General features: G+C 64.0%; 32 protein-coding genes. 13 read left to right on the forward strand and 19 right to left on the reverse strand.

The annotated features are described in order from the left end of the window. Positions 1-132: 132 nt before the first annotated feature. Complete coding sequence (locus tag HQ354_RS24625) at positions 133-858, reverse strand: SDR family oxidoreductase (protein ID WP_068422881.1); 726 nt, start codon at positions 856-858, stop codon at positions 133-135. 78 nt (positions 859-936) lie between these two features. Here HQ354_RS24625 and HQ354_RS24630 point away from each other — a divergent pair, with 78 nt between their 5' ends. The 5 genes from HQ354_RS24630 to HQ354_RS24650 all read left to right on the forward strand — a co-directional run bounded on the left by HQ354_RS24630 (position 937) and on the right by HQ354_RS24650 (position 5,443). Beyond that, positions 937-1,509 carry a TetR/AcrR family transcriptional regulator gene (locus tag HQ354_RS24630; RefSeq protein ID WP_206030726.1) on the forward strand — a complete coding sequence of 191 codons (573 nt, stop codon included), beginning with the start codon at positions 937-939 and terminating at the stop codon, positions 1,507-1,509. A gap of 96 nt (positions 1,510-1,605) precedes the next feature. Next, complete coding sequence (locus tag HQ354_RS24635) at positions 1,606-3,201, forward strand: class I adenylate-forming enzyme family protein (RefSeq protein WP_222635842.1); 1,596 nt, start codon at positions 1,606-1,608, stop codon at positions 3,199-3,201. After that, the gene (locus HQ354_RS24640) at positions 3,198-4,493 is read left to right on the forward strand and encodes an MFS transporter (protein WP_222635843.1); all 1,296 of its coding nucleotides are present in this window, start codon (positions 3,198-3,200) and stop codon (positions 4,491-4,493) included. Before HQ354_RS24635 ends, HQ354_RS24640 begins: the two co-directional genes overlap by 4 nt. 120 nt (positions 4,494-4,613) lie before the next feature. After that, on the forward strand, positions 4,614-5,135 hold the full coding sequence (locus HQ354_RS24645; RefSeq protein WP_068422893.1) for a hypothetical protein: 522 nt from the start codon (positions 4,614-4,616) through the stop codon (positions 5,133-5,135). A 59-nt stretch (positions 5,136-5,194) separates the two neighbouring features. Next, positions 5,195-5,443 (forward strand): hypothetical protein, encoded by a 249-nt coding sequence (locus tag HQ354_RS24650; protein ID WP_114329244.1) that lies wholly within the window; start codon positions 5,195-5,197, stop codon positions 5,441-5,443. A 22-nt stretch (positions 5,444-5,465) separates the two neighbouring features. On the opposite strand, the gene HQ354_RS26055 is transcribed toward HQ354_RS24650, so the two are convergent. The 6 genes from HQ354_RS26055 to HQ354_RS24680 form a co-directional block, all read right to left on the reverse strand. Next, positions 5,466-5,777, reverse strand: a complete 312-nt coding sequence (locus tag HQ354_RS26055; RefSeq protein ID WP_157105243.1) for a hypothetical protein — start codon at positions 5,775-5,777, stop codon at positions 5,466-5,468. 101 nt (positions 5,778-5,878) lie between these two features. After that, positions 5,879-7,228: an HNH endonuclease signature motif containing protein gene (locus tag HQ354_RS24660; protein WP_068422901.1), complete on the reverse strand. Its 1,350-nt coding sequence runs from the start codon at positions 7,226-7,228 to the stop codon at positions 5,879-5,881. A 45-nt stretch (positions 7,229-7,273) separates the two neighbouring features. Further along, positions 7,274-7,609 (reverse strand): hypothetical protein, encoded by a 336-nt coding sequence (locus HQ354_RS24665; protein WP_254303433.1) that lies wholly within the window; start codon positions 7,607-7,609, stop codon positions 7,274-7,276. Positions 7,610-7,815: 206 nt separating this feature from the next. Next, entirely contained in the window at positions 7,816-8,529 is a 714-nt protein-coding gene (locus HQ354_RS24670) for a M24 family metallopeptidase (RefSeq protein WP_068422906.1), read from the reverse strand. Positions 8,530-8,541: 12 nt separating this feature from the next. After that, positions 8,542-8,865 (reverse strand): CHY zinc finger protein, encoded by a 324-nt coding sequence (locus HQ354_RS24675; protein ID WP_068422909.1) that lies wholly within the window; start codon positions 8,863-8,865, stop codon positions 8,542-8,544. A gap of 49 nt (positions 8,866-8,914) precedes the next feature. Beyond that, entirely contained in the window at positions 8,915-9,499 is a 585-nt protein-coding gene (locus tag HQ354_RS24680; RefSeq protein WP_068422912.1) for an isochorismatase family protein, read from the reverse strand. Positions 9,500-9,614: 115 nt separating this feature from the next. On the opposite strand from HQ354_RS24680, the gene HQ354_RS24685 reads away from it, so the two are divergent. Further along, on the forward strand, positions 9,615-10,217 hold the full coding sequence (locus tag HQ354_RS24685; RefSeq protein ID WP_068422915.1) for a hypothetical protein: 603 nt from the start codon (positions 9,615-9,617) through the stop codon (positions 10,215-10,217). On the opposite strand, the gene HQ354_RS24690 is transcribed toward HQ354_RS24685, so the two are convergent. Further along, complete coding sequence (locus HQ354_RS24690) at positions 10,197-10,427, reverse strand: helix-turn-helix transcriptional regulator (RefSeq protein WP_068422918.1); 231 nt, start codon at positions 10,425-10,427, stop codon at positions 10,197-10,199. The genes HQ354_RS24685 and HQ354_RS24690 overlap by 21 nt on opposite strands. Next, positions 10,427-10,915 (reverse strand): DUF2975 domain-containing protein, encoded by a 489-nt coding sequence (locus HQ354_RS24695; RefSeq protein WP_068422921.1) that lies wholly within the window; start codon positions 10,913-10,915, stop codon positions 10,427-10,429. Before HQ354_RS24695 ends, HQ354_RS24690 begins: the two co-directional genes overlap by 1 nt. Before the next feature lie 315 nt (positions 10,916-11,230). On the opposite strand from HQ354_RS24695, the gene HQ354_RS24700 reads away from it, so the two are divergent. Next, a complete protein-coding gene (locus tag HQ354_RS24700; protein ID WP_068422925.1) occupies positions 11,231-11,686 on the forward strand; it encodes a hypothetical protein in 456 nt (151 codons plus the stop codon). On the opposite strand, the gene HQ354_RS24705 is transcribed toward HQ354_RS24700, so the two are convergent. From HQ354_RS24705 to HQ354_RS24715, 3 genes are all read right to left on the reverse strand, one after another. Then, the gene (locus HQ354_RS24705; protein WP_254303434.1) at positions 11,668-12,078 is read right to left on the reverse strand and encodes a hypothetical protein; all 411 of its coding nucleotides are present in this window, start codon (positions 12,076-12,078) and stop codon (positions 11,668-11,670) included. The genes HQ354_RS24700 and HQ354_RS24705 overlap by 19 nt on opposite strands. An 18-nt stretch (positions 12,079-12,096) precedes the next feature. After that, positions 12,097-13,146: a zinc-binding dehydrogenase gene (locus HQ354_RS24710; RefSeq protein WP_068422930.1), complete on the reverse strand. Its 1,050-nt coding sequence runs from the start codon at positions 13,144-13,146 to the stop codon at positions 12,097-12,099. 67 nt (positions 13,147-13,213) lie between these two features. Further along, positions 13,214-13,633 (reverse strand): hypothetical protein, encoded by a 420-nt coding sequence (locus HQ354_RS24715; protein ID WP_068422933.1) that lies wholly within the window; start codon positions 13,631-13,633, stop codon positions 13,214-13,216. 176 nt (positions 13,634-13,809) lie between these two features. Here HQ354_RS24715 and HQ354_RS24720 point away from each other — a divergent pair, with 176 nt between their 5' ends. Beyond that, a complete protein-coding gene (locus HQ354_RS24720; protein ID WP_254303435.1) occupies positions 13,810-14,085 on the forward strand; it encodes a hypothetical protein in 276 nt (91 codons plus the stop codon). A 48-nt stretch (positions 14,086-14,133) separates the two neighbouring features. Here the strand turns inward: HQ354_RS24720 and HQ354_RS24725 are convergent, their stop codons facing one another. From HQ354_RS24725 to HQ354_RS24745, 5 genes are all read right to left on the reverse strand, one after another. Continuing rightward, positions 14,134-14,403, reverse strand: a complete 270-nt coding sequence (locus tag HQ354_RS24725; RefSeq protein ID WP_068422936.1) for a metal-sensitive transcriptional regulator — start codon at positions 14,401-14,403, stop codon at positions 14,134-14,136. A 72-nt stretch (positions 14,404-14,475) separates the two neighbouring features. Beyond that, positions 14,476-14,877, reverse strand: coding sequence for a DUF302 domain-containing protein (locus tag HQ354_RS24730; RefSeq protein ID WP_068423011.1), 402 nt, complete (start codon positions 14,875-14,877; stop codon positions 14,476-14,478). Between the two features lie 62 nt (positions 14,878-14,939). After that, positions 14,940-17,093: an MMPL family transporter gene (locus HQ354_RS24735; protein WP_222635844.1), complete on the reverse strand. Its 2,154-nt coding sequence runs from the start codon at positions 17,091-17,093 to the stop codon at positions 14,940-14,942. Between the two features lie 587 nt (positions 17,094-17,680). Continuing rightward, positions 17,681-17,959 (reverse strand): type II toxin-antitoxin system RelE/ParE family toxin, encoded by a 279-nt coding sequence (locus HQ354_RS24740; RefSeq protein WP_222635845.1) that lies wholly within the window; start codon positions 17,957-17,959, stop codon positions 17,681-17,683. Beyond that, positions 17,956-18,243, reverse strand: coding sequence for a type II toxin-antitoxin system Phd/YefM family antitoxin (locus HQ354_RS24745; protein ID WP_240931003.1), 288 nt, complete (start codon positions 18,241-18,243; stop codon positions 17,956-17,958). The genes HQ354_RS24740 and HQ354_RS24745 overlap by 4 nt, the downstream gene beginning before the upstream one ends. Positions 18,244-18,356: 113 nt before the next feature. Here HQ354_RS24745 and HQ354_RS24750 point away from each other — a divergent pair, with 113 nt between their 5' ends. Beyond that, positions 18,357-18,833, forward strand: coding sequence for a hypothetical protein (locus HQ354_RS24750; RefSeq protein WP_068422953.1), 477 nt, complete (start codon positions 18,357-18,359; stop codon positions 18,831-18,833). Between the two features lie 46 nt (positions 18,834-18,879). On the opposite strand, the gene HQ354_RS24755 is transcribed toward HQ354_RS24750, so the two are convergent. Further along, positions 18,880-19,419: a GNAT family N-acetyltransferase gene (locus HQ354_RS24755; protein ID WP_222635846.1), complete on the reverse strand. Its 540-nt coding sequence runs from the start codon at positions 19,417-19,419 to the stop codon at positions 18,880-18,882. A gap of 132 nt (positions 19,420-19,551) precedes the next feature. Between HQ354_RS24755 and HQ354_RS24760 the strand changes: the two genes are divergently transcribed. Continuing rightward, complete coding sequence (locus HQ354_RS24760; RefSeq protein ID WP_157105244.1) at positions 19,552-20,058, forward strand: DapH/DapD/GlmU-related protein; 507 nt, start codon at positions 19,552-19,554, stop codon at positions 20,056-20,058. Positions 20,059-20,065: 7 nt separating this feature from the next. Here HQ354_RS24760 and HQ354_RS24765 read toward each other — a convergent pair whose 3' ends face one another. Further along, positions 20,066-20,437 carry a MerR family transcriptional regulator gene (locus HQ354_RS24765; RefSeq protein WP_068422963.1) on the reverse strand — a complete coding sequence of 124 codons (372 nt, stop codon included), beginning with the start codon at positions 20,435-20,437 and terminating at the stop codon, positions 20,066-20,068. Positions 20,438-20,533: 96 nt separating this feature from the next. Between HQ354_RS24765 and HQ354_RS24770 the strand changes: the two genes are divergently transcribed. The 3 genes from HQ354_RS24770 (at position 20,534) to HQ354_RS24780 (ending at position 23,011) form a co-directional block, all read left to right on the forward strand. After that, positions 20,534-21,433, forward strand: coding sequence for an NADP-dependent oxidoreductase (locus tag HQ354_RS24770; protein ID WP_222635847.1), 900 nt, complete (start codon positions 20,534-20,536; stop codon positions 21,431-21,433). A 146-nt stretch (positions 21,434-21,579) separates the two neighbouring features. Next, positions 21,580-22,359: an AraC family transcriptional regulator gene (locus tag HQ354_RS24775; protein WP_222635848.1), complete on the forward strand. Its 780-nt coding sequence runs from the start codon at positions 21,580-21,582 to the stop codon at positions 22,357-22,359. Between the two features lie 49 nt (positions 22,360-22,408). Beyond that, the gene (locus HQ354_RS24780) at positions 22,409-23,011 is read left to right on the forward strand and encodes a LysE family translocator (protein WP_222635849.1); all 603 of its coding nucleotides are present in this window, start codon (positions 22,409-22,411) and stop codon (positions 23,009-23,011) included. Positions 23,012-23,249 lie beyond the last annotated feature (238 nt).

Raw genomic sequence — 23,249 nt, forward strand, 5'->3', positions numbered from 1 at the left:
TCTCCTTCGAGTAGCTGGTGCGTGGTCAGAGACCATCAGCTTCGTTGGAGACCCGCCCTCGTTGGCGGTGCCACACGGGTGATGAATTTCAGTGAGCGTCAGTGATGAATTTCGATGAGCGCCGTCATCGACTCAGAGGCTCATACCGGCGAGCAGCGAGTCCATCCAGGGGTACAGCTCGTCGCCGGGAGTGGACAGTTGCGCTTTCACGGCGCGCGTGAAGTCGTCGGCCAAGATTTCGAGCTGCCCGGCGGCGATCCCGTCGTACGCCAGCGCGGCGACTGTGGCGGGACTGCTCTTGGGTGCGTCGATGTCTGCGGTCATCTGCGTGTCGATCATGCCGACGAGCAAACCGGTGACCTGCGTGTTCTGGCTTCCCAGGGCGAATCGAAGTGCGTTGGTGGCGGACCACATCGCGCCCTTGGAGACGGCGTAGCCGGTCGGCATGTTGCTCCAGCTTGCCACCGAGAGCACGTTCAGCAGCGAGCCGCCGCCGTTCTTGCCGAGCACCGGTGCAAATCCGTTCGCGACACGGAGATTTCCGAAGAAGTTGGTCTCGAAGATGAGGCGCAGTTGATCCTCGGGGCCCGAAATGAAGTCTCCCGCAGGTGCTATGCCCGCGTTGTTGACGACGAGGTCGACATCCGGTGCGGCCTCGACGGCACGAGCAACGCTGGCCGCGTCGGTGATGTCGAGTGTCAGCGCGTCGACTCTCGGGTCGTCCCAGTGCTTCGGAGAGCGGGCCGCGGCGTACACCTTGCGGGCGCCGCGCTCCAGGGCCTGGCGTACGAATTCGCCGCCTAGGCCGCCGTTGGCGCCGGTCACGAGAACTGTCCGACCGTCGAGGGTGTTGTTCATCTAAACTCCTGTTTCAAGTGGGGACTGTCCCCGATTGCAAGTATGTGGGGACATCCCCCACTTAGTCAAGGAGGATTCATGAGCGCTGCCCGCCCGTTGCGTGCCGACGCGCAACGCAACCGCGACGCCATCCTGTCCGCTGCGCGTGACGTGTTCGAGGCCGACGGCGTCCTGTGCTCTCTGGATGCCATCGCTGTCCGTGCCGGGGTCGGTAATGCGACCCTGTACCGAAACTTTCCGACGCGCGACGACCTGCTGGCCGCAGTCATCCAGCTCGCTATCGAGAAGGCGATCGAGGCAGCGGAGGAGCTCCGAAGTGCGCGATCGCCTCGGGATGCGTTGGCGGAGTGGATTTTTCATCTGACGTGGCAGTTGCGCATCTGGCACGATCTACCGGATCGCGTCGCGGCGACCTACGTCGACGCGGACTCGTCGGTCTATGAAGCGTGCGCTCCGCTGGTGCAGCAGACTGCGACGCTGTTGGACGCGGCCAAGCAGTCGGGAGATGCCGTCGACGACGTCAGTCCCGACGACGTGTACGAGCTCGCCATGACCCTGTCGTGGGGCGTCGACCGTCTGGGGGACGACGAGCAGAGAGCGCGCCGACGCGTCGCATTGGCCTCGGCGGGCGTCTTCACTCGCCGCGGCTGACGGCGGGAGCAAGGCCGAGTTGACACGCGCGTCTGTGACGCGCAACACTCTCCGTGACCGAGCGATCGGTCGGTCGGTACGACGGAGAGGATCTACATGGCGACGCTCGTGGACGTCTGGAAAGCGCGGGTGGCGGCGAACCCCGAACATCCCGCGATCGCGTATTTCGACGGCATCCTGAGTGCACGCGAGGTCGACGAGATGTCCGACGCCTTCGCCGTCGCGCTCGTCGAGAAAGGCGTCGGACACGGTGACAGGGTCGGCATCCACCTGCAGAACATTCCGCAGTACGCGATCGCCTTTCTTGCGCTGTGGAAGCTCGGTGCCGCGGCGCTGGTGCTGAATCCCATGTACCGCAAGGCGGAACTGCGCCACCTCGTCGACGACGCGGGTGCCGTCGGCATCATCTGCGCCGACACCGCCGTCGCCGAGAACGCAGAAACGATGCAGGACAGCACTGTTCGGTGGATCGTCGGCACCAGCGATCTCGACTTCCAGACGCGCAACGACCCGCGTGTGTTCGGTGACCGGATTCGGGAGCGCCACGACGGTGCCGACGATCTGGTCGAGCTCGTCGAGCGCTTCCGCGGCGCGACGCCTGAGGCGGCAGAGGTGAGTCCTACCGACACCGCCATCCTCGCCTACACGTCGGGAACCACCGGACCGCCCAAGGGCGCGTTGAACTCTCACGCAAATATTCTCGCGGTGGCGACGACGTTCGCCGAGCTCGCCCGCGTCGACGACGGCGACGTCGTGCTCGCCGTCGCGCCGCTGTTCCACATCACCGGCGCGGTCATCAACGCCACGATCGCGTTGATGAAGGACTGCACCCTGGTGTTCGCGAACCGCTTCGCCGCCGACGTCACGCTCGACGCATTCGCCGAGCACGAGGTCACGTACACGATCGGCTCCATCACCGTCTTCAACGCGCTCTACAACTCACCGGCAGCGACGGCGGCTCACTTCGCGTCCATCAAGACGCTGTATTCCGGTGGTGCGCCCATACCGCCGGCTGCTGTCGAGAAGTTCGAGAACAAGTTCGGCCACTACATCCACAACGCCTACGGGATGACCGAGACGTCGTCGGGCGTCATCGCCGTCCCGCCGGACCGTCGCGCACCCGTCGACCCCGCCAGCGGAGCGTTGTCCATCGGTATGGCGTTGCCGCAGGTGGAAATTCGCGTCGTCGACTTCGACGGGACGCCGCTGCCCGACGGCACGCAGGGCGAGCTCGAAATCGCTGGGCCGCAGGTCGTTTCCGGGTACTGGCAGAAGCCTGAAGCCACCGCGAAGACGTTTCCCGACGGCCGACTCCGCACCGGCGACGTCGCCATCCGCGACGCCGACGGTTGGATCTACCTCGTCGACCGCCTGAAGGACCAGATCAACGTGTCCGGCTACAAGGTGTGGCCACGCGAGGTCGAGGACGCGTTGGTCGCGCACCCGGCTGTGGGCGAGGCGGGCGTCGTCGGACAGCCCGACGACTATCAAGGAGAATCCGTCGTCGCCTTCGTCTCGCTCGTCCGCGACGCCGAGGTCACCGAACAGGAGCTGCGAGCGTTCGTCGGCGACAGGCTCGCAGCATACAAGCGCCCCAAACACATTCACATCGTCGACGAACTACCCAAGACGCAGACCGGCAAGATCCGCCGCACGGAGCTGCGCAACACAGAAGCGAAGGTCACCCGATGAGTCAAGACGTCACCCAGCAGAACGGAACGCCTGCGTTGACGATGCGTGCAAAACGTAAGTCGCTCTTCGCAAGTGCGGTCGGCAACGTACTCGAGTGGTACGAGTGGAGCGTCTACGCCGTGTTCGCGCCGTTCATCGCAGCGGTCGTGTTCAACAGCGACAACCCGGTCTCGGCGCTGCTGTCGACGCTGGCCGTGTTCGCGGTCGGCTTCCTGATGCGTCCACTGGGCGGCATCGTGTTCGGACGCATCGCCGACCGGCGCGGCCGAAAGTTCGTCCTGATCTGCACGATGCTGATGATGGCAGGCGGCAGCCTCGTCATCGGCGTCATGCCGACGTACGACGCGGTCGGGGTGTGGGCGTCGATCATCCTGCTCGGTGCCCGGATGGTGCAGGGCTTCGCGCACGGCGGTGAATCGGCGACGGCGTACTCGTACGTCAGCGAGATCGCGCCGCCGAACCGTCGCGGCATGTGGGGCAGTGTTGCGTTCATCGCGATCTTCGGCGGATCCGTGCTCGCGTACACGATCGGTGGGGCGATCACCTCGACGCTGTCGGAAAGCGCTGTCGGTCAATGGGGTTGGCGTATTCCGTTCCTGATCGGTGCGGTGCTGGCGCTCGTTGCGCTCTACCTGCGACGCAGCATGGAAGAGAGCGAGGTGTTCGACGGTCAGGCCGACGCGCCCGAGCGGGTGAAGATTCCGCGTCGCACCATCGTTCGTGCCGTCCTGCTGATGATCTGCATGACGTCGGGAATCACTGCCGCGCACTACACGTGGACGTCGTACATCTCGACCTTCGCGATCACGCAGAAGGGCATGGACCCGGACGTCGCGTACTGGATGCTCGTCATCGCGCAGTTGATCGCGCTTGTGTCGCTTCCGTTCTGGGGCAGACTGTCCGACAACATCGGCCGTCGTCCGATGTTGTTCACGTTCGCGGTGTTGTTGTTCGCGCTGCAGGTGCCGCTGACGATGATGATCACCGACGCCGGCTGGACCTTGTTGGTGTCGACGACGGTCGCGCTTCTCATCGTGTCGATTCCCGCGTCGGTGTTGTCGGCGACGCTGTCGGAGAGCTTCCCGACCGCGTTGCGGACGCAGTCGATCGGGTTCGCGTACTCGCTGTCGGTGGCCATCTTCGGTGGTACCGCGCCGTACCTGAACCAGCTGTTGATCAACCTCGAGATCGGTTGGGCGTTCGGGGTCTACATCATGGTGCTGTGCGTCCTGACCGGCCTGGCCTGTGTCTTCATGCGCGAGACCAAGGGAATTCGCTTGGAGGACGCATGATTCCTGGGTCCTCCGCCCGGTAGCGACAGGCCATGCGGCCGCCCGGTCGGTTGGGGTTTCGAGTGCTTCGGTGTGGTGCACACTACATTTTCGACGTCCTACTCACCGAAAAGGATTCCTATGCGCCCACTTGCACGAGTTCTGACCGGAGCGGCCGCGTGTGCGCCGCTGATGCTGGCCCTGCCCTCCACCGCGGCGGCCGCCGAGCCCGGCGACGTGACCTACTCGTACGCGGTGAACGGTTCGTCGGTGACCAACACCATCACCAACAATTCGGGTGTGCAGTTGCAGTGCGGTACGTCGCTTGCCCCTGCGCCCGGCGGGGTACTCCCACCGGTGGCCGAGGTGCTCGCCAACGGTCAAACTCTGTACTCGACCGACCCTGCCGGACAGCCAGGAGTGAGTACGCAGACGGTCTCCGACGTCCCCGCGGGTGACTACGTCGTGCTCGCGACGTGCGGTACGCAGGACAGCGACCCGGCGTACGCCTGGATCTCGGACTACCCCGGCATCCAGGATCAGCTGGGAACGTTCCCGTGGACGGTGTTCACGGTGCAGCAGGCATCGACGGTCGTCACGGTCGGGCCGCCGAGCCTCATCCCGGACCTGGGTTCGCTTCTTCCCAGCGGTAGCGCCTTCTGAGATTGACGGCCGCGCATCTGGGTAGTTCGAACTCAGGTCCAGTCACCGGAGGAGGAACCATGTCGCAGACCGCAGAGAGCTTGCAGGCCCTGTACGACAGCGCACCCAATGCGCGGCTGATTCTCGAAGAGGGTCGACTCGTGCTCGACGTACCCGAACAGCATGTCGACAACGATGTCGTCGAGGTGATCACCCGCGCCGGGTTGCTCGACCGACTCGCGGAGTTGGGTACCGAGCACCCGTCGGCGCAGGATCTCGAGAACTACGCGCCGGTGGTCGACGACATCGCGGCGAAACTCGGGGCTTGAGGGCGTAGCCGCACTCAGGCCATCATCCGTCGGTCTGCTTTGTAAGGCGGAAACCCCGTCGATGCAACAGGATTCCGAGCGCCGCACCGATGATCGATCCGATGACAGGCAGCGCTACGAACCAACGACGGAGGAACAGCCCAGATCGGACGTCGAAGTCGTGGTTCATCGACGTCTCGTAGGCGCGGCTCATCTCGACACCTCGTAGTGGTTCGTACACGCCGTTGTACATGACCTCGGGTTCGAAGAACGTCTGCTGCACGTAGTCGAAGACCATGGGCAGCAGTCCGACTGCGAGTCCGACAACCATGAGTAGTAGCACGAGTGGGCGCACTGACTCAGAGTATGTGCGAACTGGAGTTCTCCCCGCAACGGCCACTGCCTCGCCGACGGGTGGCGTCGGCGAGGTGGGAGGAAGTCACTTCGCAGTGGCTTCTACGCAGCAGGTTTTCGCCGCCGGTGATAACTGGGAATCGGTTTTCGCTCCGGATCGACCGATATCGGGGGTACGAGGAACGGGTGGCCGTCGTCGCCCATCACGACGTCCCAGCCCCGGTGGTGAATGTCGTTGTGGCAGTTCGTGCAGAGCAGCGTCAGGTTGGTGATGTCGGTGTTACCGTCGTCGCGCCAGAAGACGATGTGGTGCACCTGGCACCAATCGGCAACCGAACCGCATTTGATGCAGCAACGGTCGCGCACGGTGACTGCTATGCGCTGTTCGCGTGTGGCGAGTCGGACAGACTGTCCCATGGCGAGGACGGCGCCGTTGTCGTCGACGATGATCGGGTTGAACTCGGCGTCGCACGTGAGCATGCGGGCGAGGCTGTGGCTGATCGGGCCGGTCCAGTCCAGGTGAAAAGGCCAGCCCGGATACTCGGCCCTTCTGTTCGACGAAGGCGACGGAGTGCAATCGGCGCCGGGGGCAAGCAGGTCGCGAAGCTTGACCGTCGCGTTGACACGTGTGGCAGGTCCGCTTGCGTCGCCACGGCCAGCCTGGAGTTCAAGGATGCGGGAAAGGCCGTCGGCCTGCCGTTTCGACGCACTTCGCGGGTCGCGGGTGCCGTCGGGCCCAGGTTCAGGCCGCGAATGCTCGGCGATGGCCGATCGCAGTTTCTCCCCGAGAATTTTGTCGACGTCTCCCTGAATGGTGGTGCGGCCGTTGGCCTGCTCGTACAGGTCGAGCTTGTTGAGGTCCGTATTCTCCGAGACAGCGGGCGGTGGAGGTCCGATAGGGTCCTCGTCGTCGACAGGTGGTTCGGCGTCACGCCTCTCGTCCTGCTCGCGCTTCTTCTCCTCGTATCGGGCGCGCGCATCCTCCGCGGCGGCGTGAGCGAGTTCCTGTGCACGGACCTTGACGTCCTCTGGAGTGCCGGCTGTCGCGGACGTGAGAAGGTCGGCAACCACGTCGGCCAACTTCTCTGCTGTCAGGGTGGGATCGGCTGTCTTGATGTGGTTGTGGCCGTCGTAGATTGCTTTGAAATGGCCGGCGTGGATGTCGCTGGCTGCGAGGGCAGCGGTGACCGTCGGGAATGAACCGAGCCAGACCGCGGTGTCGAATTGCCGGTATGCGTTCCCCAGTGCGACGCGTGTCGCCAGAGCGAGCCACGGTCCGGGTTTCGTGTGCCCGACCATCTCGCTCAGACCCCGCTTCGAAAACTCTGCAAGTGCCGCGAGTTTGCGTGCTGCGAGGAGGTTTTCTGCAGCATGGATCGCAACGACGCTGTCGATGATCTCCTGGTCGGACAACGCCTCCGCGGCACCGTACAAGTCCCCCAACTCGTGCATGGCGGGGAAGATACAACGACCCTCCGACAAGTACGGCCGACGGCATCACCAGTGCCAGGCGTCGCCTCCGACGTTCTCGATCGTGCGCTGCAGGACCAGAATTGTCGTTGCGAATTCGTCTTCGGTGATGCCCTGCATGCGCTCGGTCTGCAGTTCGCGCTGCAACGTTTCCGCGCGAGTGAACTGCTCCGCACCAGCAATGGTGAACGTCAACATCGAAGTCGATGCGGAAATCCACCCTTTCGACATGGCCGATTCGATGGCGTCGACGATCGCCCGGGGTGTGTCGTTGTGTCCGATCTTCTCGACCGTCGCGTTGCGGGCGACACCGCCGGGATGGAGCGAAATCTGGTGTAGCAGCCACCATTCGGGTTGTGTCATACCAATGTCGCGTAATGCGCCCTGCGTGCGTCGACGAATAGCCTCGCCTGCGCGGACGGTCCAAAATCCGAGAGGCTGACGTTCGGGTGGTTGCATCGGGCGCGTCGAATTCATGCACGCAACGGTAGAACCTGAAGCGGACTCGAGGTCAAGTGCCAAGGCCACAACGGCTTTCGTGAGTCGGGACCGGTGCCGACTCCCTCCGATCAAACCGACCCATGCCCCAGGTCGAGCAGCTCCTCGTAGAACCCGCCGATTCCGCGCTCGCGGTCGACGAGGTGAATCTCGAGGATCCAGTGGCATCGGCGCCCGGATCGGTCGTCGCGGCGCATCGGCCGATCGCTCCCGGGCGCGATGTAGGAACCGATCTCCTCGCCGGCGATCTTCTCGTGGGGGAACTCACCGACGAGATGCCCTGCGATGGAGCCTCCGAACTCCCACCCGGACTCTTCGGCGAGTTCGACGACTCGGGCATACAGCTGCTCTCCGGTGATGTCGGGATGGGCCTCGAAGTGGGCGCGGCCGGCATCGAACACCGTTGGGAGGGCGTCGCGCAATCGGTGTTTGATCGGGTCGTCACCCAAGACGTAGGTGCGGCCGAAGTCGGCTTCCCACTGCTCGAAGATCGGGCCGAAGTCGCAGAAGACGATGTCGTCGTCGGCGATCGTCCTGTTCGGCGGGTTCTGGCGATAGGGCTCGAGCGTGTTGACGCCGCTGCGGACGATGCGCTTGTGCCAGAACTTGGTCGTTCCGAACATGTCCGACGCGAGGTCGCGGATCTGGTCGCTGACCTGCTTCTCCTGCGCGCCGGCGCGGATCAAGCCGCGGTCGGTGATGGCGTCGAACAGTGCGACGGCTTTTGCCTGGGCGTCGATCAGCTTCGCGACTCGGGTCTGTTCGTCCTCGACGGGGGCGGCCATGCCCCGAATCTATCAACCGGTCTGCGCGTCGAAGTAGAGGTGACTGTGGAGCCTGCACCCCGGATTGAATGCCGAAGAGCAGTGCGGGCATTCGGTAACGTTCAGGTAGCTCTCGATGCTGATGCGAGTACGACAAACGCCGCACAGAATCGCGGGGGAGTCGAAGGTATACGCAGGCCAGACGGTCCGCGCATGATCCTCGGTCTCGTCATGGCACAGGTAGCACGGATAGAACTTGCCGCAGCAGTGGAACTCCATCGCGACGATGTCGAGGGCCGTCGCGTAATGGATGCATCTCGTCTGATCGTCGACGGTGGGTCCGTGCACGGTGACCATGTCGGTGCCCTCCCATCGGGTGTGCGCGGGTCTCGACGCACCTTACAGATCAGTCGGGTATGGACGCGACGTCGGGAGCCACGACGCCGAACAGATCGGAAATCGCGGCGAGGCTGGCTACCTGCAGAGCCGAGGCGGCCGCGTCGGGAAGGCGTCGTGTTGCGGTTGCACTTGCGACGACGGTCGGCTGATATCCGAGACTGAACGCCCCACGCGCGCTGGAGTTGATGCACATGTGAGTCATGAAGCCCGCCAACAACAATTTCTCGTGGCCGAGCGCCTTCAACGTGTCGTCGAGGTCGGTGCCGACGAACGAATTCGGGAAGTTCTTGACGATGACCTTCTCGTCGCCCTGGGGTGCGACGCGGTCGACGATTCGGCCGATGTCGGCCGTAACGTCGTACGGGGTTCCGACGCCCGCGTCGTGCATGATGTGCACGATCGGGGTGCCTGCGCGTCGCGCACGATCGAGCAGCGCTGCCGCAGCATCCAAAGCGGGCTGAACGTTCTCGAGTTCGAGCACACCCTCGGTGTACGTGTTCTGGCAGTCGATCATCACAAGGGTGGAGTCGCTCAGCGCAGCCGGAGCATCGGGTAGGCCGGTGAGCTGGCGCAGGGTCACGGGTTCGGTCATGTCTGCCTCCTGAATTGGTTCGTTCCTGCAGGCTCCACTCTCGCCCGGCTCGAGCGTATCCAGGCTTTGGTTGCATGCGAGTTGCAGCTACAGCGGCACCCATACGATTACCTCCATGAGCACCGAAAGCGCACGCGGATCTGCATGGTCGACGGCGGCAGTGATCGTCGGAATCGTCGCGGCGGGCACCGTCGTCGCGGGTCTGTCGAACGAGCCGCAGTCCGACGCAATCTCGATCCCCGGATGCGACGAGGTCATCCAACCGGAGGAGATGGAGCGCATCAATTTTGCGATTGTTGGTGGCGGCGACGCTTCCTGGCTGTCCGAACCAGAGATGAAAGCACTGTCCGACGCGTTGGTGCAGTCGGTGCCGGAGGACGTCGTCGTCGAACCGGATCCGTCGTGGCCTCCGTTCGCTTTCGAGTCAACGACCGGCGGGGAGGAAGTAACCGCGATCGGAAAGGTGTCCGTCGACGGCCGCGCCGGACAGCTGGCCGTGCGGGTGCTGCACTCCGACGACGGGCCCGGCCCTTGTTTCGCCGGAACCGTCGACGAACGACGTACCGACGACGATGGAATCGTTCTGGACATCTCCGATCGCCGCGTTATCGCTTACGTGCCGGACGGCAGCAAGATCGATGTGTCGAGTGATGTCCTCACACGAGACCAGATGATCACCGTCGCAACAGATCCGGGCTTACGCGTCGGCGATTCGTAGGTCGGAAGCGGGCTCCCACCGAAGTAGGTCGCCGGGCTGGCAGTCCAGTGCTTCGCAGAGCGCTTCGAGTGTCGTGAAGCGAACGGCCTTCGCGCGCCCGTTCTTCAGCACGGCGATGTTGGCAGGCGTCACGCCGACGAGTTCGGCGAGAGTGCCGACGGACATTTTCCGACGCGCGAGCATGACGTCGATGTCGATGACGATGGGCATCAGATGACTTCGTCGAGTTCGGACTGCAGCTTGGTGGCTTCGGTATCGCGCGCAACCGCTTGTGACAAAAGCATTCTCAGTACGAGGACCAGTAGAGCCACTCCTCCGATCACCAACGATGCGCCGCAGATCAACCCAACGATTCCCGGCGGCACCGCTTCTCCCGGAGCCAACACCACCGCGAGGGCGAACGCGAGAACGGCAGCTGCCGTCACGGCGCCGATGATGACGTCGACGAACCGAAAAGATCTGGTGGAGAACACGGTTCCCTTGCGGACCAGCGTCAGTAGCCTCCACACGCAGATCGCGACTATTTGGAGGGTGACGATCCCGAGCACGACGATCACGACCAGCGGTACACGCACCGAGGCGGGCGCGTCGTCGAGATCGATCCACGTCAACGGCACCATGACGGCTTGTACGAACACCGAACCCGCAAGCGCGAGCGCGATGACGACTCGAAGAGCTGCGACGACGATCCGTCCCATGACGAGTCCTTTCTATCGAGATCCGATACAAAGCTATCGAATATCGATAGATAATGCCATCGGTGCGGCGGAAAGGGAAGTGGGTGGTTCAGGGGCCTCGGTCAGGACGCGGTGAACTGTCCGCGGCTCGGGATGTGCGGGGACCACCGCGGCGCCGGCCGTAAAAATCCTCACCCGCACCTCCAATCCTCACGCGATGCATTGGATGAGAATCAGGAATCGGCGTGAGGATTCCGCAGCAGGCGACCACGTAACACCCCCCACCCGACCGTCGACACACCCCGTGTCCGGGAATCAACGGCAAGGAGACGTCAGATGCTCTCGATCAAGAAGCTCGTCGCTGTGGCAGCCGCCGGCGCTGCAGCCATGGTTCTTTCCGCAGGCACCGCGTCCGCGGACGAATATGCTCCCGCGCCGCAGAACCCAGCCAACTATCTGCAGGGCGATACCGCGTACTTCTCGTACGGGCCAGCTGCGAACTGCGCGATGTATCCGGGCGGAATCGTGGGCTGCGATCTTCCGAACGGCATGATCATGAGCCAGGTCCCGTTCACACCTCGCGTCTACGACGTACAGATCGATGTTCCGTGGTTCCCTGCGCACCCGACGTTCGGCATCGGTGGTCCTCGCGGCCGGGCCGGAAGCACGCCGCTGCAGGGCACACTCAGCTACGGCGGTGCGACGTGCGAAGTCGGCGTCAAGGGTCAACTCACGTGCACATCCATGGGCCGCTCGTTCGTGGCGTGGACGCCCTACTTGAACGTCTCCTGAGCTGAGCGCCTGCGGCGCAACGAGATTCCCGACAGCAGAACCAATGCCGCACCGGCGACGATCAACGCGAGGTGCGCCCTCGGGACCCACAGGTCGAGCACGACGATCTGCCACAGCACCCACCCGATGGCCAAAGCCCCGATCAGTCCTGCCGCAGTGGATGCCCCGGTGATGTCGACGAGCAACGCCGTCGCGCAGAGGAGCGGCAACATCCCGAGGAACACCAGCACGAACAGGCCCGAGTAGCGGTAGTCCCACGTGTGCCACGACGGGAGCATGTCGACGCGCAATCCCAGCGAACGGCCCGAGGAATCGGTCACCAAGGACACTCCGTTGAACAGTCCTGCGGCGCCGAGCACGGCCAAGATCGCTGCGGTCGACAGTTTCCTCACGACCACAGTGTGAACGACCTACCGCCGCGGATCCACCAGAACCTTCGCGTGCACGCTCTGTCCCGAATCCAACTCGTCGAACATTGCGGTCAACTCACCCAAGCCGATGGTTCCGGTGTGCAGTGACAGCACGTCGACGCGGCCCTCGGCGATCGCCGTCATCGATCCGACGAAGTCCTCGTGCGAATAGGCCAGCGATCCGATGACCGTCAGTTCGCGACTCTGCCAGTCGCCGTAGCTGACCTGCGAGTCCGTGCCCGGGTAGCCGAGCAGCGACAGGATTCCGCCGCGGCGCACCAACTCGGCCGACGGCTGGAAAAGCTGTGCGACGCCGGTGCATTCGAACAGCACGTCGGCACCGAGCCCGTTGGTGGCGGCCTTCAAGACATCCGCGAGTTCCGACGGCTCGACCACATCGCGGAACCCCAGCTTCACGGCCGCGTCACGACGCGCCTGCGACGGCTCCGACACGATGACACGTCCCGCGCCGCTGTTGCGTGCGTGCTGTGCCGTGAGGAGTCCGATCGGGCCTGCGCCCTGCACGACCACCGTCGATCCCACCTTCATCGCCGTGCGCTTGACGGCGTGGAACGTGACTGTGGCGGGTTCGACGAGGGCTGCCTCTTCGTCGGACAGCGCGTCGGGGACGGGGACGACACGACGCTCGGAGACCGCGAGGACCGTGCCGAAGCCGCCGTGGACGGGTGCGTCGTCGGTGATTCCGTTGGCCTCGGCGAAGGCGAGATCGCAGTGCGCCGCATGACCGGCGGTGCACATGGCGCACTTGCCGCACGCAGGCCCGACGCCTGCCACGACCCGCTGCCCGACCGTCACCGTCGTCACGCCCGATCCGATGGCCAGCACCTTTCCGGTCCACTCGTGCCCGAACACCGCCGGCGGCAGCGCAGCCGACGAGTAGCCGTGTGTATCCGTCGCGCAGATTCCGCAGTAGGTGATCGCGACGACGACGCCGAATTCGGACGGCTCCGGCATGCGCGTCTCTTCGACGGTCTCGGCTTGCTTCGGAGCGACGATGTGGACGTAGCGATTGGCGTTCGTTTCGGGCATGACGTGGCCACTTTCTCGACGGGGTTCGGCGAGGCCAGCTTACTCTTCAGTTTGTCAAGTAAGTGAATTACACCCGAATCAGTGCAGCCGTCGGACCAGGACCGCCGTCCCCGTAGACCACGATCACCACCGGCCCGGCGCCGGTGGGCAGCACACCTGCCCGATCGCTGATCCCCGCATCTCCCGTACGCAGGTTGGCCCAACCGATGTGTACGGACGGCCCGCCGAGCGTCACCGTCACGCGCTGGGCCGCGTGATCGACGACCGCGTCGCCTCGAGACTCGAAGCTCACGGTGTCGACGCCGCCCGCCACGAGCGTCGGCTGCGCTGCCAACACGGCGACTTCAGTGGGGACGCCGGCTTCCTGCAGGGCGCTGACCGGGTCGACGGCTGGGTTCGCGTGCGCGACCGAGCCGAGGCCGAAACCGACCAGGATCGCGATCACGGCCGCCGCAATCGCAGACGCGGACCTGGCGAGAGGCTTCATCCGGTCTCCGATCGTCGGCTACGGTCACGAAGCCTCAGTCTGACCCGCGCGCGTCCTCCGTGGGATCGAAGTGATCGGATCGTGTTCTCGGGCGTAGATCGAAAGCAGAGCTACCGCGACACCGAGCCTGGTCCGGCTCCGTCGCTCCCGCACAATCACCCAAGGCGCATCCCGGCGTGGAGGTGGGCGCGTCGGGACATTTCGTTGCGGAGAGCTGGAGCAGCCACAACGCGATATTCGTGAACTACTGGTCCGCAGTGGGCGAAAACGGCGAGGGTAGTGGAACGCGCCTGATCCTGCTGCCGTTCGAGTCGCGGGCTTTCCAGCCGCTGACCGGGCAGATCACGTTCCCCATGGCATCGGGCGGGGGATCGATGACTGTGACGACCAACGGGGTGAGCACGACGTACTTGGATCCGTTGGCGAACACGGTCAGGTTCACGGTCGCCTGACTGCCGTTCCGCGGAGCTGACTCAGTCGCCGGTGTAGCACCGTGACGATCAGGCCAGGGCGAGGAACAGTTTCTCCAGCTCCGCTTCGGTCATGGGCTCCTTGTTGTCCGCCGTGTCGCCGGTCATGCATTCGCGCAGACCGGTGGCGACGATCTTGAACCCCGCCCGATCCAGGGCTCGGGATACGGCGGCAAGTTGGGTGACGACGTCTTTGCAGTCCCGCCCGTTCTCGATCATTCCGATGACTCCGGCGAGTTGGCCGTGCGCTCGTCGCAAGCGGTTGAGTACCAAAGCGATGCTGTCTTCGTCGCCGATCATGTCCGTCTCCTCAGGGGGTGTTGATGAGCTCCAGGGTACCCCCGGGGGCATAGAGGAACATCGCCCGGCCGTCTAGTCCGTCAGGGCGGCGATAGCGGCCTTCAGTCTCGTGGTGGCCTCGTCGGCGACGTCGGACAGACCTGGCTCGCTCGTCACCTCGACCATGACTGCCGGATTCATGGCCTCGACGATCACCGATCCGGGTGTGGACGTGTCGGCTCGAACGACGACATTGCACGGCAGCAGTAGTCCGATCTGTCGCATCACGCCGACGGCACGGTGCGCTAGGGGAGGGTTGCATGCTCCGAGGATCAGATACGGCTCCATGTCCTCGCCGAGTTTGGCTTTCAGCGTCGCCTGCATGTCGATTTCGGTAAGGATTCCGAATCCCTGCTCGGCCAGTGCCGCTTTGGTCTTCTCGACGGCGGCGTCGAAGTCGGTGTCGGTCACGGTGGTGGAGAGTGCAATGTTCATGGTCATCGTCCTTTCGTCGTTCGATTCGGAAAACTGAAACTCGTTGTCTGATGGAGCTTTTGTCAGTGCGAGAACCGTATGGACGGCAGAATCCTGCGGAGCCAGCGCGGCGACCACCACGCTCCGTGGCCGGTCACCCGTAGAAGGACCGGAAGCAGGATCAGTCGGATGAGGACTGCGTCGAGCAGGACGGCGACACCGAGAATAATCCCCATTTCCTTGGGTGGGAGCGGATCCGACAAGGCGAACGTGAAGAACACCGCCACCATGACCGCTGCGGCTGCGAAGATGACCCGCCCGGAATGCGCGAGGCCGTCGACCTGGGCGGTTTTCGGATCGCCGGATCGTTCGTAATGCTCTTTCGCCGTAGCAAGCAAGAAGACGGTGTAGTCCATGGCGATGGCGAAGATCATCGCGAAGAAGAAGACCGGGCCCCAGCCGTCGAGAAATCCCTGGGGTGTGAAGCCCAGGAGCGACGCGCCGTGGCCGTCCTGGAAGATCAGTTTCGCGGTACCGAACGCTGCAGCCGTCGACAGCAGGCTGACCACGGTTCCTAGAATCGCGATGACGGGCGCCTGCAAAGCGACGAGCAGTAGAACGAAGCCGAGAGCAAGGATGATGCCGACGACCAGCGGGAGGTAATCGTTCAATGCCTGCTGCAGGTCTACATTCTCCGCCGGGGCGCCGCCGACGAGGGCAGACTCTGGAAGTTCTCCACGTAGATCGGCGAGAATCGTGGACATGGAAGCATCCGACGGGCCGACGGTCGGAAGTGCTTGCAGCAGAGCATAATCGGACCCATCGGAGGCCGGTTGCGGAGGCGTGACCATGGCGATCCCGTCGACCGAGGCGGCCGACGACGCGGTCACGCCGGCATCGGACGTCGGGACGACTATCTGCAGGGCGCCGGGTGCGCCGTCGCCGAATTGTGCCTGAACCAGCTCATAGCCCTGGCGTACCGGTGCGTCCTGCGGGACGACGGCGATCGACGGCATCGCCACTTTCAGTCCGAGAACCGGCAGCGCCAGCGCGACGAGAACGCCGACGGAGACGATCGCGAACGGCCACGGATGCTTGTGCAGGAGGTTTCCCCACGCAGCGAATTTGGGCGAGCGGTGCTGTTGACGCTTGGCGTAGGGAAGTGACGCGGCGTTGACCTTCGGGCCGAGTGCGCCCAGCGTTGCAGGAAGCAACGTCATGGTGGCGATCAACACGAATGCGACAGCCAGCATGATGCCGACGGCCATCGTCCGCACCGCAGGCGCCGGAACGAGCAGGACCGCGGACAGGCTGACCAAGACGGTCAGGCCGGACAGGACGACGGCTTTGCCTGCGGTATCCATGGTTTCGGCAACTGCAGCCCGCGGATCGCCCTGTCGAAGGGCGTCGCGGAAGCGCGAGACGATGAACAGGGCGTAATCGATGCCCAGCGCGAGCGCGAACATCATCGCGAAGTTCATCGCCCACACCGAAATCGGTGTCACCTGATTGAGTAGGACCAATCCGCCCGCCGATGCGACGAGCCCGGCAACGGTCTGTAGGAGAGGAAGGCCTGCTGCTACGAGCGAACCGAACGCGAGCACCATGATCGCCAATGTGACTGGCCACGAGAACAATTCGGCTTTGATCATCGCGTCGTGATTGGCCTTGTTGAAGTCCGACCACAACGCGGACGACCCGGTGGGATACACCTCGATGCCGTCACCGGACAGTGCGGTGAGGTCGCCTTTGACGTCGTCCACGGCTTTGACCATGTCGTCGGTGCTCGCGTTCGCGCCTGCGACGACTATCCCGGTGTGCCCGTCGGGGCTGATCGTCATGCCGGGTTGTGGTGGGACGACCTCGCCGAATCGGCTGTCGCCGGCAAAAACGTCACTTACCTCGGTGAGGGTCTGTTGCATCGCAGGGGAGTCGATCGACGAGTTGTCGGAGTGCATGACGACCTGTACTGCGGCCGACGAGTTCCCGCCGAAGTGTTGTTGGGCCAGCTCACGAACCTGGACGGACTCGGACCCGTTGGCCTGCCAACCCGCGCCCGCGAGAGACCCGAACACCGAGGGCGCGGCGGATCCCAGAGCGACGAGTGCGATCAGCCAGAAACCGAACACCCACCTGCGGTGGGTGACCATCGCGTACCCCATTCGGCCGAGGGGTCCGGGCGTAGGGCCGCCGTTCGTTTCGGTGTCGTGGGGCGGCGCGATCTCTGGCTGAGGCATAAGGATCCTTATACGGGTGGGGGTATCTGTCTGGCTCTAGTCGGGTGGTGGAAGTAGGTCTGTGCCGACTGTGCCATATACCTAGGGGGGTATGCAAGTACCCTGGGGGGTATACAAGGGTTTGGACGGTTGAAGGCTCAGAACGGGAGGTCTGGAAGTATTCGGCAGGCTGGTGATCACGTGTCGCAGTGCACTTGGGTGTACACGCATCGAAAGTGTTGTGGCGCAACTACGCTCGAACACCAGCAGTACTGTAAGCGAGGCAACAGCGAACAGTACTGCGGGCATCCGCGCCGACAGCCAGGAGCTAGCCGGTGCTGGCTCCCAGCTGTTGTCTCAACCGAAGAGTTGAGTCGGGGCTACCCGGACCCCGATTCGGCAAACATTCGTTGTTTCGGTTCCAAGAACGACTCCGTAACCGGGTGGTCGGTCTGTGTCGACGCAGCCGCGATCCTGTAAAGCGGTCTGTTTTCCGCGTCGAGAGGACCTGCCGCGGGTATTTCGTGCTTCTCGGCAGCAATCGGAGAGCCGAAGTCCATCTCGTCACACGATCAGATCCGGAGCCCACAGCGACGGACGAACTCACTTCAGCGGTAGGCATCCGATCGGTGCCAAATTGCGGTGACCTGCACTGTGCGTTGCTCTGTGTCGATCAGGTAGAGAACGCGGTAGGTGCCCCTCCGAGCATTGTAGGCAGGGGCGAGCGGCGGGGCGAGGGGTTTGCCCACCCGCTGGGGATTGTCCAGCAGCGCGCCGGTGATGAACTCGTAGACAGCTGCGGCGACCTTTTCTGGAAGACTATGCCCGAGGGCGCGGGACGCGGACCGCGCGATAACAAGCCGGTACGGTTCGCCGGGTTCGCTCACGCTCGACCGGACCGGCCAGCAGCCTTCATGGCCGCTGCCAACTGTTCAGCGTCGAGACTGTCACCCTTGGTCAGCTCGGTCTGTCCCTGGACGTGCGAGGCCAGCAGTTCCTGGTCCGACAGGACGGCAATGGTCTCTTGCAGCGCGTCGAAATCGTCGGCTCCGAGCAGCACTGCGACGCGGTGGCCGTTGCGGGTGATCTCGTAGCGGGCGTGGGTACGTTCCGCGTCGTCGACGATATTGGACAGACGAGCCCGTGCATCTGCGACCGGCAATGTAGTCATGTACATAATTAAAGCGCAACTTCCGTAAGGTGTGCTAGAACGCCGCCTTCTGGGGAACGACGACACTTGACGAGCGGAATGCCCGATTTGCCTGGTCTGTAAGGTCCGTTCCCATGATCAAGACAGCGGTGGCGAGGTTGGCGGCAATTGCCGGTGCAGTGGTGGTGTCGGCTATCGGTGCGCCTGCATTGGCGCACGCGCATCACCAGGACGTGACTCCGCTTCCGGTGGCGTACTCACTGGGTGTGAATTTTTCGGTGCCGTGCAGCGGACAGTTGACGGGCTTCGTGCATACGCCGCACGACCGGCCAGGGATGGTGACGGTGAGTGTGACGTGGCTGCCCTTCTTCACAGCCCAGTGTCACAACGCCATCTCTGTGAACTACCTGTCTGCCTCTGGTTCCGACGGCGCAGGGAGCGGGAATCCGTCGATTCTGCTTCCCTCCGACTCACGGGCGTTCGTTCCTCTGACCGGCCAGGTCACGTTCCCGATGCCATCAGGTGGCGGCTCGGTCGTCGTCGCGCCCAACGCGGTGAGCACGACCTACCTGAACCCCTTGGCGAACACCGTCAGATTCACGGTCGCCTGACTCGTCCGGATTCGCGAAAGGTCCGTCGGCAGGTGTTGTTTCACCATCACGCGCGGCGGATCATCGCCGACGAGCCGGGAACCATCCCGTCGGTGATGATGGCTTCGAAACCGAATCGTTCGTACAGTCGTCGGCTTGCGGGCGTCGTGGATTCGAGAAAAGCTGTTGTGGAACCGATTTCGTCCAGACGGTACTGAATCAGCGACGTGCCCACTCCGGTACCTCGGGCTCGCGCCGATGTGGCGATGTCGTGGATGTACCAGTGCGGTTCGTTCGGTCGTTGATCTTCGATCGCTCGATCATGTGCACGTCCGGCTTCGGTAGGGCTGAAGCAGCCGGATTCGTCGCGGGGGCCAGGAGGTTCCCATATCAGCGCGCCGAGCAACCTTCCGTCCTCGTCGACTGCGACGTCCACGTGCTCGGGTGTGCCCTCGACCTCGCTTGCGTAGAACTCGGCGAGCGCCTGACGTCGTGTAGATGCGTCGGGGAGATGCGGTGCCCATACCGGATCACCGTCGAATGCCTCGCTGAAGATCTCGCCGATTTCGCTTGCGTCAGAGGCAGTTCCGGGTCTGATCGTTGCCACGGGTGAATCCTTTCATCGGGCCGTAAGCCCCCGCCAGCTTAGCGCGAGCCATGCGGTCCGAAAATCACAGGCGACATTTCGACCGGAACGGGGAGTCTTGTCCGCGAGCCGTAGACCGACGAGGATGCTGGGGTGAGCTTCGTCGAACGAGTCCAACGCGCGATCCGACTGACCGAGGACCTGAACTTACTGCGTTATGCAGAGCAGGATGCGATTCGCGCGGCATGGAGCGAGCTGACCGGCAGAACCGTCGACGAGTCCTTTCATCTCATCCCGCCGGTCTATTCGGATCATGGAATCAACATCACCGTCGGCCGCAACGTCTTCGTCAATCAGGGCTGCCGTTTCAACGACATCGGCGGAATCGACATCGGCGACGACGTCATGATCGGTCCCAGCGTCAGCCTCATCACCTCGGGCCATCCGATCGGCCCGGACGAGCGGCGGACGGGCATCACGTCGGCACCCATCGTCATCGGGCGAGGCGTGTGGATCGGCGCGTCGGCGATGATCTTGCAAGGGGTGACCGTAGGCGACGACGCCATCGTCGCGGCGGGTGCCGTCGTCACGCGAGACGTTCCGGCTCGGACGATGGTGGCAGGGGTTCCGGCGTCGGAGATCAAGAAGCTGGATCAGTGACGAGACATTATGCAGGCGTTGCTGTTTCGAGATACCTGTTCGCGTGCTCGATGAGGTAGCTGAGCTGAGTACGCGTCTCGGCGAGAGCCTGCATCTGCTCGCCGAGACGGTCGTGCTCGGCGAGCATGATTGCGATGGACTCCCGAGTGACATCCGACGACGGCGCGTCCACGCACGGCAGGATCGACGCGATGACGGTGCTCGACAGGCCTGCCGAATAGAGCTGACGCAGCAGCCTGACTCGATCGACCGCGTCGGCGTCGTAGACACGGTGTGCGCCTGACCCGCTGCGCCGTGAATCCAGCAGGCCGCACTCCTCGTAGTAGCGCAGCGATCGGACGCTGGCCCCCGTGCGTCGCGCCAATTCGCCGATCCGCATAGGTGACTCCCCTCACAAAGGCTTGAACCTGACATCGACGAGAGGTTCTACGGTTGATTCGAACATACTCCTCGATTCGAAGGCGAAGGCCCGTCAATGCTCGCAGTGCAGTACAACTCGTTCGGTGACCCCTCGGTGCTCGAAGTCGCCGAGCGTTCCGATCCGCATGCCGGACCGAATTCGGTGCGCATCCGCGTGCTGGCCGTCAGTATCAATCCGATCGACAGACTCCTGCGGGCTGGGCATCTGAAAGAGGTTCTGCCGCTCGAGCTACCGGCCATCCCTGGTCGCGACGCCGTGGGCATCGTCGAAGAACTCGGTGACGGTGTCACCGATGTCGCGATCGGCGACAAGGTGTTCGGGCTCGGTGGCGTCAGCGACACGACCGCCGAGTACGCGGTCCTCACCGCGTGGGCGAAGGTGCCCGCAGTGTGGACCGACGACGAGGCTGCCGCGGCGGGGCTGGCGTCGGTGACCGCGCTACGAGCGTTGGACGCACTGGGCCACGGCTCGAGTCTGCTGGTCGACGGAGCCGCCGGTGCCGTGGGAAGCGCGGCCGCGGCCTTTGCAGTCGCCGACGGGGTGCGCGTCGTCGGCACTGCCAGTGAGGCCAACCACGAGCGGCTCCGTGCCATGAACGTGACGCCCGTGACCTACGGCGACGGACTCGTCGACCGCGTCCTCGCAGTGGCTCCCGAGGGCGTCGACCTCGCCTTGGACGCAGCGGGATCGGGGTCGCTTCCGCAGTTGGTCGAACTTGCCGGTGGCGCAGCACATGTCGTCACCGTCGCTGACCATCGAGGTGCGAGCGAACTGGGGGTGCGCAGCGTGAACGCCGAAAACGAGTCGGCTCTACTGCGTCGCGCAGCAGTCTTTGCCGACGCCGGGCACTACACGCCGCACGTCAGTGAGGTCATGTCGTTCCGAGATGCGGCGCGGGCCCACGCTCGGTCCGAAGCGGGTAGCGGGAAGATCGTGCTGCGAATCGATGGCTGACGGCCGGGCTCGCGAATCCTCACTCCCGCTCGGAATCCTCGGGCGATGCATGTCGTGAGGATGGGGATTTCGAGTGAGGATTCGGCGCCGACCGACCCTGGCTACAGTGGCGTGAGCCGTAGATAGTCGAAGGTAGGAGAAGCAGCGTGGAGTTCTGGCACAGTCCGCTGCTGCCGCAGGTGGAGTCGCGGCGCTCCTGCCAGGACATCTCCTGCTACCGCCCGCACACGCACGACCGCTTCTCGATCGGCCTCGTCGACTCCGGGACCACGGTGTTCACGGGCGCATCCGGTGAGCCGATCGAGCTGGCGGCAGGCGACGTCATCCTCATCCCTGCCGGGCATGTTCACTCCTGCAATCCGCGGGACGGTCGCTGGGAGTACCAGATGATCCACGCCGCGCAGGACTGGATCCTCGCGCTCGCACCCGCGGCGGTGCGCATGACCGACGGCATCAGCATCTTTCGCGACCGACACCTGCATGAGCAGTTCACCGCCGTCAACGAACTCCTCTTCTCCGACGCAGACAGCGAGCAGCTCGAGTCCGCATTCCGAACCGCGTTGACGACCTGCGCGACGCGTGAGCCCCACCGCCGGCTCGATGACGTCGTCGACGATGCTCTCGTGCAACGGCTGAGGCCGGTCCTTGCACGGCTGTTCGAAGCCCGTGACAACCCCACTCTCGACGAGCTCGCCCACCTCGCCGGAATGGGCAAGTATCAGCTGATTCGAGCGATGAAGCGCGCCACCGGTTTTCCGCCGGTGGCGTGGTTGCAGAACGAGCGGGTGGGCGTCGCGCGAAAGTTGTTGCGCAACGGGCATTCCATCGCCGACGCGGCCCACACCCTCGGCTTCACCGACCAGAGTCACTTCCATCGGGTGTTCCGCGCGCACGTCGCGGCGACGCCCGGTGCGTATCGTCGTTGACGCAATTTCGTACAAGACTGCGACGGGCTCACGACCGAGACTCGACGCAATGGAGCAATTTCTCGTCGTCGCGCTCGCGCATTTTCTGGCCCTGCTGATTCCCGGGGTCGACTTCTTCCTCATCGCCCGCACCTCGATGGCGAGCGGATGGCGTAACGCCAGCGGCGTCTGCGTCGGCATCGCAGTCGCGAACGGCGCGTGCATCACAGCCGCATTCACCGGTTTGTCGCTGGTCACCCAACCGATGATTCTCGACGCCACCCAATTGCTCGGCGGGGTATTCCTGACGTACGTCGGCGTCTCGTTCTTTCGGGCACGAGTGAAGGTCGAGCTCGATGACGAGCGCACCGGACGTTCGAGCTGGACGAGGAATTTCGGGCTCGGTCTCGCATCGGGTCTGCTGAATCCGAAGAACGTGCTGTTCTACGTCAGCCTCGCCGCCGCGCTGACCGATGCGTCGTGGCCGGCGCTGGTGTTCTACGGCGCATGGATGGTGTCGGTAGTGCTCGTGTGGGATCTGTTCGTCGCTGTGGCGCTGGGGTCCGCGCGTGCGGTCACCGCGTTGTCGCGTTATCTCCCGTGGATGACGAAGATCGCCGGTGGATTCCTCGTCGCCCTCGGCGTGGGGATGATCGTCGGTCTGGTGGTGTAGCGCCGGTCATCCCAGCCGTGCGTGGTTAGTTGCAGCAGGGACCATGTCCAGTCCATAGACATATGAGACTCGTATGTCTACGGACATGTGAGACACGCTTGCTGGCGTCGCAGGTGTGGGGCACCTGAATCGGCTAGGGAAGATTCCATGGCCAGAACGGGTGCGCGCCTCATGCAACTGATCGATGCTGTCCTCATCGCGGTAGTGGTGGAGAAAGTGGATCCGGCGTCGGTGTTCG

The sequence above is a fragment of the Rhodococcus sp. BP-261 genome, from assembly GCF_019835205.1.
GTDB lineage: Bacteria > Actinomycetota > Actinomycetes > Mycobacteriales > Mycobacteriaceae > Rhodococcoides > Rhodococcoides kyotonensis_B.

Excerpts from the sequence above, each read along its gene's own strand:
- HQ354_RS24745 (WP_240931003.1), bottom strand. The coding sequence starts at position 18,243 with ATGACTACATTGCCGGTCGCAGATGCACGGGCTCGTCTGTCCAATATC.
- HQ354_RS24750 (WP_068422953.1), top strand. The coding sequence starts at position 18,357 with ATGATCAAGACAGCGGTGGCGAGGTTGGCGGCAATTGCCGGTGCAGTG.
- HQ354_RS24700 (WP_068422925.1), top strand. The coding sequence starts at position 11,231 with ATGCTCTCGATCAAGAAGCTCGTCGCTGTGGCAGCCGCCGGCGCTGCA.
- HQ354_RS24690 (WP_068422918.1), bottom strand. The coding sequence starts at position 10,427 with ATGCCCATCGTCATCGACATCGACGTCATGCTCGCGCGTCGGAAAATG.
- HQ354_RS24625 (WP_068422881.1), bottom strand. The coding sequence starts at position 858 with ATGAACAACACCCTCGACGGTCGGACAGTTCTCGTGACCGGCGCCAAC.
- HQ354_RS24695 (WP_068422921.1), bottom strand. The coding sequence starts at position 10,915 with ATGGGACGGATCGTCGTCGCAGCTCTTCGAGTCGTCATCGCGCTCGCG.
- HQ354_RS24685 (WP_068422915.1), top strand. The coding sequence starts at position 9,615 with ATGAGCACCGAAAGCGCACGCGGATCTGCATGGTCGACGGCGGCAGTG.
- HQ354_RS24770 (WP_222635847.1), top strand. The coding sequence starts at position 20,534 with ATGCTCGCAGTGCAGTACAACTCGTTCGGTGACCCCTCGGTGCTCGAA.
- HQ354_RS24660 (WP_068422901.1), bottom strand. The coding sequence starts at position 7,228 with ATGCACGAGTTGGGGGACTTGTACGGTGCCGCGGAGGCGTTGTCCGAC.
- HQ354_RS24780 (WP_222635849.1), top strand. The coding sequence starts at position 22,409 with ATGGAGCAATTTCTCGTCGTCGCGCTCGCGCATTTTCTGGCCCTGCTG.
- HQ354_RS24645 (WP_068422893.1), top strand. The coding sequence starts at position 4,614 with ATGCGCCCACTTGCACGAGTTCTGACCGGAGCGGCCGCGTGTGCGCCG.
- HQ354_RS24735 (WP_222635844.1), bottom strand. The coding sequence starts at position 17,093 with ATGCCTCAGCCAGAGATCGCGCCGCCCCACGACACCGAAACGAACGGC.
- HQ354_RS24650 (WP_114329244.1), top strand. The coding sequence starts at position 5,195 with ATGTCGCAGACCGCAGAGAGCTTGCAGGCCCTGTACGACAGCGCACCC.
- HQ354_RS24710 (WP_068422930.1), bottom strand. The coding sequence starts at position 13,146 with ATGCCCGAAACGAACGCCAATCGCTACGTCCACATCGTCGCTCCGAAG.
- HQ354_RS24640 (WP_222635843.1), top strand. The coding sequence starts at position 3,198 with ATGAGTCAAGACGTCACCCAGCAGAACGGAACGCCTGCGTTGACGATG.
- HQ354_RS24675 (WP_068422909.1), bottom strand. The coding sequence starts at position 8,865 with ATGGTCACCGTGCACGGACCCACCGTCGACGATCAGACGAGATGCATC.
- HQ354_RS24665 (WP_254303433.1), bottom strand. The coding sequence starts at position 7,609 with ATGACACAACCCGAATGGTGGCTGCTACACCAGATTTCGCTCCATCCC.
- HQ354_RS24730 (WP_068423011.1), bottom strand. The coding sequence starts at position 14,877 with ATGAACATTGCACTCTCCACCACCGTGACCGACACCGACTTCGACGCC.
- HQ354_RS24680 (WP_068422912.1), bottom strand. The coding sequence starts at position 9,499 with ATGACCGAACCCGTGACCCTGCGCCAGCTCACCGGCCTACCCGATGCT.
- HQ354_RS24725 (WP_068422936.1), bottom strand. The coding sequence starts at position 14,403 with ATGATCGGCGACGAAGACAGCATCGCTTTGGTACTCAACCGCTTGCGA.
- HQ354_RS24670 (WP_068422906.1), bottom strand. The coding sequence starts at position 8,529 with ATGGCCGCCCCCGTCGAGGACGAACAGACCCGAGTCGCGAAGCTGATC.
- HQ354_RS24765 (WP_068422963.1), bottom strand. The coding sequence starts at position 20,437 with ATGCGGATCGGCGAATTGGCGCGACGCACGGGGGCCAGCGTCCGATCG.
- HQ354_RS24715 (WP_068422933.1), bottom strand. The coding sequence starts at position 13,633 with ATGAAGCCTCTCGCCAGGTCCGCGTCTGCGATTGCGGCGGCCGTGATC.
- HQ354_RS24630 (WP_206030726.1), top strand. The coding sequence starts at position 937 with ATGAGCGCTGCCCGCCCGTTGCGTGCCGACGCGCAACGCAACCGCGAC.
- HQ354_RS24635 (WP_222635842.1), top strand. The coding sequence starts at position 1,606 with ATGGCGACGCTCGTGGACGTCTGGAAAGCGCGGGTGGCGGCGAACCCC.